Below are 10,385 nucleotides of genomic sequence, written 5' to 3'. Positions count from 1 at the left end.
GGCACCAAACTTGTGGGAGCGGGCTTGCCCGCGATGCAGACGACGCGGTCCCAAAAAAAGCATCTACAAAAAACCCGGCCGAAGCCGGGTTTTGGGTCAACCGATCACTGCATCCACGGTGGAGGCGGTTCTTCGGTCTTGCTCGGTGGCGCATCATCCGCCGCCCGAACCGCTTGACGACGCTCTTCATCGAGACGGGCCGCCTCGATCTCGCGCATGATCCCGCCGACGTCCGCCAGTTCTTCCGGCTCGTCAAACTCGCCGGTCAATACACTGGCCGGGTGCAGAGTGCCGGCTTCGTACAATGCCCACATTTCCTTGGCGTATTTGGTGCGTTTCAACTCCGGTGCAAAGCGACCAAAGTAAGACGCCATGTTGCCCACGTCCCGTTCCAGCATGTTGAACGCGTGGTTATTACCCGCCGCATCCACCGCTTGTGGCAGGTCGATGATGACCGGGCCGGTCGGCGTCAGTAGCACGTTGAACTCGGACAGGTCACCATGCACCAAACCGGTACACAGCATCAGCACGATCTGCGAAATCAGAAACGCGTGATATTCGCGCGCCTGGTCCGGCTCCAGCACAACGTCATTCAGACGCGGCGCGGCATCACCGTACTCGTCGGCCACCAGTTCCATCAGCAGTACGCCTTCGAGGAAGTCATACGGCTTGGGTACGCGCACACCGGCACCGGCCAGTCGGAACAACGCCGCCACTTCGGCATTCTGCCAGGCGTCTTCGGTTTCTTTCTTGCCGAACTTGGAGCCCTTGGCCATCGCTCGAGCCTGCCGGCTGTTGCGCACCTTACGGCCTTCCTGATACTCGGCCGCCTGACGAAAACTGCGTTTATTCGCCTCCTTGTAGACCTTGGCACAACGCAGCTCGTTGCCGCAGCGCACCACATAAACAGCTGCTTCTTTACCACTCATGAGTGGGCGCAGCACCTCGTCGACCAGACCGTCCTCGATCAGGGGTTCAATGCGTTTTGGAGTCTTCATCAGCTTTTATTGTGGGTCCTTTATTACCAAACACGCGAAAGTCATTCGTTATACGGCAATCCTCTCATTCGCGGGAGGGGTTGCCGACCTATGAACGTTCCCATGAACATCAAGAAGCACACAATGTGCCGGATTAATCAGGCGCAACTCATTGACCGCTCAGGATCATAGCTGAGCGTGCGCCACTTGTTGACGAAGGGCTACAGGGGCATTTGCGACAGAATCTGACACGTAGATCCCTACCCTTCGCCGGATTTTTCTCAACAGGACTAAATTTTCACGCTCCTCAGCCGAAGTCATTAGAGAGAAAAGGAATTGTCCGACAAATCGCCCCGACAGTGATAACGAGGGCGCACTCAAGGATCGGGGTATCTAACGTTTTCGGCTGCCAATAATCCGCGAGTCATCTGCACTGCGTGGGCCTACAAGAAAAAACTGGAGCGCGGATGAACATCAAACAGAAGTTGACCTGGGCGTTTGCAATCATTGCCTGCTTGCCCGTGGTGCTGGTCGCCACCCTCGTGGTGCTGAACTTGCGCAGCGATGCCAAGGATAATTTTGTCGACGGCAGCGGCCGCGAGATTCGTCAGGTCAGCAACGCCATGCAGCTGTTCTTTGACGGCATCAGCCAGAACGTCGATTACCTGGCCACCCAACCGCTGATCAAGAACTCCGACGACAGCCTCAAGACCTACATGAGCGCCAACGCCCAGAGCATTCCCCAAGGCGAGTCGGACAAAAAAGTCTTCGCCCTCCTCCAGGACCTGGGCAACAGCCACCCGGCCTACGCCTATGCCATCCTCGGTACTGCGGCGGGCGGTTACGTGTCCTGGCCGGACGATGCGAAGCTGAGCAATTACGATCCGCGCCAGCGCCCCTGGTACAAAGCCGCGCAGGCCAAACCCGGCAAGCCCTTTCGCACCGAGGCCTATTACTGGGCCCAGGATGACGCGACTTACGTCAGCACCGTGCGCACCATCGACAATAAATTGGGTAGCAATGGCGGCGTGGTCAGTATCGACGTGACGCTCAAGCAGCTCACCGAAATCGTCAAACAGATCAAACTCGGCGAAACCGGCTACCTGATGCTGGTGGAAAACACCGGCACAATCCTGGTCGATCCGAAGCAACCGGAACACAACTTCAAAGCGCTCAATAGCCTCGGCGACGGCTACGCACAACTCGCCAAGGCCGGCAAAGGGCTGGTGGAAGTCGAGCTCAATGGTGAACGCTACATGGCCAATGTCTGGCCGTCGGAGCAACTGGGCTGGACCTTTATCGGCCTGATCAAGCAGACCGACGTGATGAGCTCGGCCACTCAACTGACCTGGCTGATCGCGATCATCGCGGCGGTACTGGCGGTGTTCTTCGCCATTGTCGGCGCCAGTTTCGCCAGCCTGATCGTGCGACCGATCCGCAGCGTGGCCAGCGGTCTGGAAGGCATCGCCCAGGGTGAAGGCGACCTGACCAAGAACCTGCACATCCGTGGCAGCGACGAAACGGCTCAATTGGCCAACTGGTTCAACCAGTTTCTGGCGGCGATTCGCAACCTGATCCAAAGCATCGGCGGCGCCGCGACCAAAATCCTCGCCACCTCCCAGAGTTCGACACAAGTGTCCAGCGACATGGCCGAAGCCGCCGGACGCCAGCGTGAAGCGGTGGACATGGTGTCCACGGCGTTCCACGAAATGGTCGCCACCGCCAACGAAGTCGCACGCTCCTGCAGCCAGGCCGCCGAGTCGGCCGACAGCGGTCAGCGCCAGGCACGCGAAGGTCAGCAGCAGATCGATGCCGCAGTGAGCAGTGTTGATCGCTTGAGCCAGGAAATCGAACAGTCGGCGCAATCGATGCAACAGCTTGAGCGCGATAGCAACGACATTCAGTCGATCCTCGGGACCATTCGTTCCATCGCCGAACAGACCAACCTGCTGGCGCTGAACGCCGCCATCGAAGCGGCCCGGGCGGGTGAACAGGGTCGTGGTTTTGCGGTAGTGGCGGATGAAGTTCGCGCTCTGGCCAAACGGACTGCCGACTCCACGGCAGAAATCGACGGGCTGCTAGGCAACCTGGCCAAGCGCACCAGCCAGGTGACGCAGCAGATGCATGCGAGCCTGGAAGTGTCTCAGCAATCGGTGACCCGTATCGGCGAAGCGCGCAGCAGCTTCGGGCAGATTCGTGAGTCGGTGGATGTGATTCGCGACATGAACACTCAGATCGCCACGGCGGCTGAGGAACAGCATCAAGTGGCGGAAGACATCAATCGCCACATCAGCCAGATTCATGGCGATGCGCAGTTGGTGGCGGAACTGGCGAACTCGGCACGGCTGGATTCTCAGAGCCTGGCGGGGCTGTCGAATGAGCTGGACGGGTTGGTTCGACGGTTCAGAACCTGATCCAACAACTCGGTGGCCGCTTCGCGGCCAATCGCGGGCAAGCCCGCTCCCACAGGGACAGTGCAAAATCCTGTGGGAGCGGGCTTGCCCGCGATGGGGCCGTCACTGCCTGAACAACTCCCCCGGGGTAAACCCGAACAACCCCTTGAACGCCGCAATAAACGCCGACGTCGAGTCATACCCGCAAGACAGCGCGGCATGGGTCACGCTGCTCCCCTCCTCCAGCAAACTCAGCGACGACAGCAGCCGCATGCGCTGTCGCCAGCCACGGAAGCTCAAGCCGGTTTCACGCTGGAACAAGCGCATCAAGGTCTTCTCCGACGTGCCCAAACGCTCGGCCCACTCCTGCAAGGTCGCATTGCGCTCAGGGCTGTCGATCAACTCGTTGCACAAGCCCAACAACCGTTCATGCCGGGGCAGCGGCAGGGAAAACCCCACCTCCGGCAGACTCGCCAACTGATCCAGCAGCACGCCCACCAATCGCGCCTCCTGGCTGTCGCCCTGTGGATACTCCACCGGCAACGAGCAAAAGCGCTTGATCAGTTCCCGCGCCAATGGCGTGACTTCCAGCACCCGGCAACGCCCGTCCGCCCATTGGCAGTCCTCGCGACGCACATACAGGCTGCGCATCTCGGCACGCATCGAAGTCACGACCTGATGCTCGAGATCCGCCGGAATCCAGATGCCCCACTGCGGCGGCGCAAAGAAACTGCCCTCGGCGGTGTGCACACCGAGAACGCCGCTGATGGCGTAGGAAAACTGCACCCAATCGTGACGATGAGGCGGCGTCCAGGAACCGGCGTTCAGACTTTCCGCCCTCGCATACAACGGGCGCGGCAACGTCGTCAGCGCCGGGATCGTGCGTTCGAGGGAAAGTTGTCCGTTAGTCGGCATTGATTGGCCTTATGTCGCAAGACGGCTGATGAGGCCGACGTTAGGCTAAGTCATCAATTCTTACAAACGTATTCGGTGCCCATCATGCATGCCTTCAAACACCTCAAACGCGTGGTCACCGACTGGTTCTTGTGCGGCATGCTGATCGCTACGCTGCTGGCGTATTTCTTCCCGACCTTCGGCGCCACCGGCGGCGGGATGCACGCGGAATATGTGATCAACGTCGGCGTGTTTCTGGTGTTCTTCCTGCACGGGGTCAATCTCTCCAGTGAGCAGATCCGCCACGGGCTGAAAAACTGGAAGCTGCACGTGATGGTTCAGGCCTTCACCTTCGCGGTGTTTCCGTTGATCTGGCTGGTGAGCGACAAACTGCTGGGTTCGCACATTCCGTCGCTGCTGATGCTCGGCTTCCTCTACCTCTGCGCCCTGCCCTCGACTATTTCCTCGTCCGTGGCGCTGACCGGCAGCGCGGGCGGCAACGTACCGGCAGCGATTCTCAACGCGAGCCTGTCCAGCGTGCTGGGGATTTTTCTGACACCGTTGCTGGTGAGTCTCGTGGTCGGCAGCGGCGCTGGTGGTATCGATCTAGGTTCAACCCTGCTCGACTTGTGCGCCATGCTGCTATTGCCGCTGGTGCTCGGGCAATTGCTGCGGCCGTTACTGGGCAAGTTTTTCGCTCGGCACAAGCGCTACACCAACATTGCCGACAAACTGGTGATTCTGCTGCTGGTGTACTCGGCGTTCTGCAACTCGATGGTGTCGGGGATGTGGCAGCAACAGGGCAACAGCGTGATTCTCACTGCACTGATCGGCAGTGCGATTTTACTGGCAATCATCCTGTGGATGACCACTCGCACCGCTCGCGCGCTGAAGTTCAGCCCTGCCGATGAGATTGCCGCGGTGTTCTGCGCCAGCAAGAAATCCCTGGCGGCCGGTGCGCCGATGGCGGCGCTGATCTTCGGCGCCAACCCCGGCCTTGGCTTGATCCTGCTGCCGATCATGATCTATCACCCGTTGCAGCTGATCGTCTGCTCGGTGATGGCCGAGGGTTACGCCAACCGCAACCGGGAACTGGCCGCGCAGCAACGCGCGGCAGTGCTCAACCCCCAATGATCAGCAATCAGCGCTCGATAATCGCCGTCACGCCCTGACCGCCGGCGGCGCAGATCGAGATCAAGCCTCGGCCCTTGCCCGCCGCGTCCAGCAGCTTCGCCAGGTTAGCGACGATGCGCGCACCGGTGGCGGCGAATGGATGCCCGGCGGCCAGTGAGCTGCCCTTGACGTTGAGGCGGCTGCGGTCGATGGAGCCCAGCGGCGCATCAAGGCCGAGTCGGGTTTTGCAATACTCCGGATCTTCCCAGGCCTTCAATGTGCACAGCACTTGCGCGGCGAACGCTTCGTGGATTTCGTAGTAATCGAAGTCCTGCAAGGTCAGGCCATTGCGCGCCAGTAACCGCGGCACCGCATAAGCCGGCGCCATCAGCAGCCCTTCGGCACCGTTGACGAAATCCACCGCGGCCGCTTCGCCGTCACGCCAATAGGCGAGGATCGGCAAGCCGCGCTCTTTCGCCCATTCTTCACTGCCCAGCAACACTACCGACGCACCATCGGTGAGTGGCGTGGAATTGCCCGCGGTCAGGGTGCCCTTGGCGCTTTTTTCGAAGGCCGGTTTCAGTGAGGCGAGTTTTTCCAGGGTCAGATCCGGGCGCAAGTTGTTGTCCCGGGTCAGGCCGAGGAACGGCGTCATCAAATCGTTGTGCCAGCCTTCGGCATAGGACGCAGCCAGCTTCTGATGGCTTTCCTGGGTCAGCTGATCCTGCTCGTCACGCGGGATGCTCCAGGTTTGGGCCATCATTTCACAGTGTTCGCCCATCGACCGGCCGGTACGCGGCTCGCCGATACTTGGAAAGTCGGGCATCAAGTGGCGGGGACGAAGTTGCAGGAAGGTTTTCAGTTTGTCAGCGGTGCTTCGGGCGCGGTTGGCCTGCAAGAGGATCTTTCGAAGGCTTTCGTTGACCCCGATCGGCACGTCCGAGGCTGTGTCGACGCCGCCGGCAATGCCACATTCGATCTGACCCAGGGCAATTTTGTTCGCCACCAACAACGTCGCCTCCAGCCCCGTGCCGCAGGCTTGCTGGATGTCGTAGGCCGGCGTCATCGGCGACAACCGCGAGCCCAGCACGCATTCGCGGGTCAGGCCGTAATCGCGCAAATACTTGAGCAGCGCACCAGCCGCCACTTCACCCATGCGCACACCGTGCAGGTTATAGCGCTCGATCAGGCCTTCCAGCGCTGCGGTGAACATCGCCTGGTTACTGGCAGTGGCGTACGGCCCGTTAGACCGGGCAAAGGGGATACGGTTACCACCGATAATCGCGACGCGGCGCAGCTGAGTCATGAAAAGCTCCCTATTCTGTGGTGACTACAATCCTCAAGCGTAGGCCGTATCTCGTGGATCGAACGACTAATTGCCATTCCTGGTCCACACTTTTAACCCCAGCTGCTGGAGCGTGATTCATGTCTGACCGTTATATCGACTTCGCCAATTCGTCCATCGGCCATCGTGTGGTCGGTGCCCTGGGTCTGCCGTCGCCGGTACGACTGGAACGCTGGCAAGCAGGTCGGCTGCGGCCTATCGAGGGGGCGCTGTTGATTGGCGGTGGCCCGTTGGCGGAAAAAGTCAGCACGCTCGCCAACCGCCTGACCGACACGATTTACAGCTACGGCACCGATCCGACCGTGGCCACCGAGTGGATTCCCGGCCACGGTCAGAAACTCAAAGCCGTGGTGTTCGACGCCAGTGATCTGGTACAGGTCGATCAGCTGAAAAAGCTACGCGAGTTTTTCCAGCCGCTGATGAAAAATCTCGATCACCATGCGCACCTGGTGATTCTTGGCCGGGCGCCGGAGACCTTGAGCGACCCGTTCGCCGCCAGCGCACAGCGTGCGTTGGAAGGTTTCAGCCGTTCGCTGGCCAAGGAACTGCGCAGCGGCGGTACTTTGCAGCTGATCTATGTCGGCGAAGGTGCCGAAGATCAACTGGAAGGCCCATTGCGGTTTTTCCTCTCGCCCAAAAGCGCGTTCATTTCCGGGCAAGTCATTCGCTTGAAGGCGTGTGAGGCGCAGGTGATGGACTGGAGTCGTCCCTTGTCAGGACGCAAGGCTCTGGTGACGGGCGCTGCCCGCGGCATCGGCGCCTCGATCGCCGAAACCCTGGCTCGCGACGGCGCCGAGGTGATCCTGCTCGACGTGCCACCTGCCAAGAATGATCTCGAGGCCCTGGCCGCACGCCTCGGCGGGCGCGGTATCACGCTGGACATCTGCGCCGAAGATGCCGCTGCACAATTGATTGAACACTTGCCCGACGGCATCGACATCGTGGTTCACAACGCAGGGATCACGCGGGACAAAACCCTGGCCAACATGCCCCCGGAATTCTGGGACGCGGTGCTGGCGGTCAACCTCAACGCGCCGCAAGTGCTGACCAAGGCTTTGCTCGACAGCGGCACCTTGCGCGACAACGGCCGAGTGATCCTGCTGGCGTCCATCAGCGGCATCGCCGGCAATCGCGGGCAAACCAACTATGCCGCGAGCAAGGCCGGGTTGATCGGCCTGGCCCAAGCCTGGGCGCCGCTGCTGGTTCAGCGCGGCATCAGCATCAATGCCGTGGCACCAGGATTCATCGAAACCCAAATGACCGCGCACCTGCCCTTCGGCGTACGCGAAGCCGGGCGACGCTTGAGTTCGCTGGGCCAGGGCGGCCTGCCACAAGACGTCGCCGAAGCCGTGGCCTGGCTGGCACAACCGGGCACCGGAGCATTTACCGGGCAAGCGTTGCGCATTTGTGGGCAAAGCGTTTTGGGAGCCTGACCATGACCACCGACTGGCACACACTCAATAGCGAACCGGGCCTGAAAACGCTGTATGTGAAAGCGGCAACGCGCCGCAAAATCACCGGTACCACGCTGCCTGACTTGGGTTATCACTGCTGGGTCAATGTCGATCCGAAACGCCTGGAGGCTTATCGCAAGGTCTGTGGTTTCGCCGACAACGGCCTGCTACCACCGACGTATCCACACATCCTGGCGTTTGCCTTGCAGATGCAATTGCTCACGGCCAAAGCGTTTCCGTTCCCGCTGCTGGGGCTGATTCACTTGAGCAATCGCATCCGCATCTTGCGCCCCATGGGCGGCGTACACCGGGTGCGGGTCAGCGTGAAAGTGCAGAACCTGCAACCTCATGCCAAAGGGGCGACGTTCGATTTGGTGACGACACTCGACGATCAGTTGGGGCCGCTGTGGGAGGCTGAAAGCCAGATGCTCTGTCGCGGCGTCAAACTGGAAGGCGAGCCTGTCGAGGAAGCGTTTGCATCAACGCTGTCGCTGACCGAAGTGGCCCACTGGAAAGCACCCTCGGACATTGGCCGCCGATACGCCAAGGTGTCCGGGGACTACAACCCGATCCACCTGAGTGCGATCAGCGCGAAGCTCTTCGGTTTCCCTAGCGCCATCGCCCATGGCCTGTGGAACAAGGCACGTACGCTGGCAGCCCTGACCGATCATTTGCCGACAGCAAACGTCGAGATTGCGGTGCAGTTCAGAAAACCGGTGCGCCTTCCCAGTGAAGTGACGCTGATGTCCAGCGCGGCGGGGTCCAGTGGGGATTTTCAGTTGATGGGGGCGGGGGAGATTGAGCATATGGTGGGGCAGTGGCGGCCTGTTGCGTGAGTTCGGCGCTGCAATTGCCCAGCGCCTGCGAGATTGCCTTCGCGGGCAAGCCCGCTCCCACAGTAGAGCGGCGTACACCCGCCTTAACCACTCAACAGGCCGAGCGTTAGCTCGCCTGCCGCTCTTGATCTTGATTTGCCCGCCCCTTCGGGAGGCTGAGTGGAGGTGTTCATCTGGGGATTGGCGCGCAGCGCCGTTCGACGCAGTCGAACCCATCGCATGTAGGTTGAAGCGAAGCCAACCGTAGGGCGATGCCCCCAGATGGATACCGGAGCGAAGGAACGCCGAGCCTTAGCGAGGGGCCGGACGCTTGGGGCGAGACCTTTTGGTTCCTTTTGGGGCGTTTGCCAAAAGGGACTCGCCGTAAGGGCGAAACCATAAGCCGCCGTTACCGCAGAAATGGATATGTACACCACAAACCAAGATCAGGAACTAACCACCCCAGGAAACAAATTATTCAACGTCTCCAACAACCGCACGTGATAAATCGGCTTGCGAAACAAATCCAGCACCTGCAACCGCAACATATCACTCACATCATCCATATCCGCATGCCCCGACGTCACAATCACCGGCAAATGCTGACGAGCCGTATGCTCACGCAACCGCTTGATCAACGACATGCCACTCTCCTCCGGCATCCGCAAATCAGTAATCACCAGCGCAATATCAGGATGACAAGTCAAATGATGAAGGGCGAGTTTGACCGACGTTGCCGTAAAACAAGTAAAGCCCTCGCCCTCCAACAACTCGGCCAGTTCCAGTAACGCATCCTCCTCATCATCGACCAGAAGCAGCTGTTGGCGTGGCAGCGCGGGAGCATTCATGGGTAAACCACCTGCAATGGACTAAGCGTTGACGTTAGAACCGCCCTGGCAGGTTAGCAAGCTGTCGGCATCAAGCAGGAGGCACCAGCGCATCCTTGATCACGGTAAAAATGTCGGTTATCGCACCCGAGATAGGCGTCATGAATACCGCCAACGCAACCGCTGCCATGCCCGCAATAATCGCGTATTCGATACCCGACGCACCCTCCGTATCTTTAGCCAGATGTTTGAACAAAATGATTTCAGTTTTGATCTTCTGAATAACTTTAGTAATGGACATGACGTGTCTCCCGTGGCATCGGGTGTTGCACGGCCGCAACATGATTCCCCTATGCCAGCATCAGCATTGTCGGCAAACCCAAGACCAACAACTGTAAGAACCTATTAATACTTAAGTAGTAATCGCCACCAAACAGCGCTTTTGGCTTCAAACCGTTACTTTTGTCAGATATTTCCCGCCCTGTAATGGCGTTTTGCTCTACCTGCGCTACCGTCAAATAGCGAAATAGTTCGATGTTCATAGCTGCCTGATTGCGAAGTCATCTC

Annotated in this window: 10 protein-coding genes and 1 pseudogene; 5 read left to right on the top strand and 6 right to left on the bottom strand. The window is 59.6% G+C overall.

Annotated features, from left to right (window positions below):
* Positions 1-104: 104 nt before the first annotated feature.
* Positions 105-998: a PA4780 family RIO1-like protein kinase gene (locus ACZ3HH_RS05880; RefSeq protein ID WP_253552160.1), complete on the bottom strand. Its 894-nt coding sequence runs from the start codon at positions 996-998 to the stop codon at positions 105-107.
* 446 nt (positions 999-1,444) lie between these two features.
* On the opposite strand from ACZ3HH_RS05880, the pseudogene ACZ3HH_RS05875 reads away from it, so the two are divergent.
* Positions 1,445-2,533: pseudogene (locus ACZ3HH_RS05875) on the top strand (cache domain-containing protein); the annotation flags it as partial.
* A gap of 90 nt (positions 2,534-2,623) precedes the next feature.
* Positions 2,624-3,391, top strand: a complete 768-nt coding sequence (locus tag ACZ3HH_RS05870; protein WP_370694472.1) for a methyl-accepting chemotaxis protein — start codon at positions 2,624-2,626, stop codon at positions 3,389-3,391.
* Positions 3,392-3,493: 102 nt separating this feature from the next.
* Here ACZ3HH_RS05870 and ACZ3HH_RS05865 read toward each other — a convergent pair whose 3' ends face one another.
* Positions 3,494-4,285, bottom strand: a complete 792-nt coding sequence (locus ACZ3HH_RS05865) for an AraC family transcriptional regulator (RefSeq protein WP_465803346.1) — start codon at positions 4,283-4,285, stop codon at positions 3,494-3,496.
* Between the two features lie 84 nt (positions 4,286-4,369).
* Here ACZ3HH_RS05865 and ACZ3HH_RS05860 point away from each other — a divergent pair, with 84 nt between their 5' ends.
* Positions 4,370-5,398 (top strand): bile acid:sodium symporter family protein, encoded by a 1,029-nt coding sequence (locus tag ACZ3HH_RS05860; protein WP_465803344.1) that lies wholly within the window; start codon positions 4,370-4,372, stop codon positions 5,396-5,398.
* A 7-nt stretch (positions 5,399-5,405) separates the two neighbouring features.
* On the opposite strand, the gene ACZ3HH_RS05855 is transcribed toward ACZ3HH_RS05860, so the two are convergent.
* The gene (locus ACZ3HH_RS05855) at positions 5,406-6,683 is read right to left on the bottom strand and encodes an acetyl-CoA C-acetyltransferase (protein WP_465803343.1); all 1,278 of its coding nucleotides are present in this window, start codon (positions 6,681-6,683) and stop codon (positions 5,406-5,408) included.
* Positions 6,684-6,802: 119 nt separating this feature from the next.
* Here ACZ3HH_RS05855 and ACZ3HH_RS05850 point away from each other — a divergent pair, with 119 nt between their 5' ends.
* The gene (locus ACZ3HH_RS05850) at positions 6,803-8,155 is read left to right on the top strand and encodes a 3-oxoacyl-ACP reductase (RefSeq protein ID WP_465803341.1); all 1,353 of its coding nucleotides are present in this window, start codon (positions 6,803-6,805) and stop codon (positions 8,153-8,155) included.
* 2 nt (positions 8,156-8,157) lie between these two features.
* A complete protein-coding gene (locus tag ACZ3HH_RS05845) occupies positions 8,158-9,012 on the top strand; it encodes a MaoC family dehydratase (RefSeq protein ID WP_465803339.1) in 855 nt (284 codons plus the stop codon).
* Between the two features lie 425 nt (positions 9,013-9,437).
* Here the strand turns inward: ACZ3HH_RS05845 and ACZ3HH_RS05840 are convergent, their stop codons facing one another.
* The 3 genes from ACZ3HH_RS05840 to ACZ3HH_RS05830 form a co-directional block, all read right to left on the bottom strand.
* Positions 9,438-9,839, bottom strand: a complete 402-nt coding sequence (locus tag ACZ3HH_RS05840; protein ID WP_048396195.1) for a response regulator — start codon at positions 9,837-9,839, stop codon at positions 9,438-9,440.
* Between the two features lie 70 nt (positions 9,840-9,909).
* The gene (locus ACZ3HH_RS05835) at positions 9,910-10,119 is read right to left on the bottom strand and encodes a Flp family type IVb pilin (protein ID WP_465803337.1); all 210 of its coding nucleotides are present in this window, start codon (positions 10,117-10,119) and stop codon (positions 9,910-9,912) included.
* Positions 10,120-10,168: 49 nt separating this feature from the next.
* Positions 10,169-10,360, bottom strand: a complete 192-nt coding sequence (locus ACZ3HH_RS05830) for a hypothetical protein (protein ID WP_465803336.1) — start codon at positions 10,358-10,360, stop codon at positions 10,169-10,171.
* Positions 10,361-10,385: the final 25 nt, after the last annotated feature.

The organism is Pseudomonas sp. PME37.24/025, from assembly GCF_055556615.1.
The sequence above is the reverse complement of the archived record's forward strand: the minus strand, read 5'-3'. Positions and strand labels throughout refer to the sequence as shown.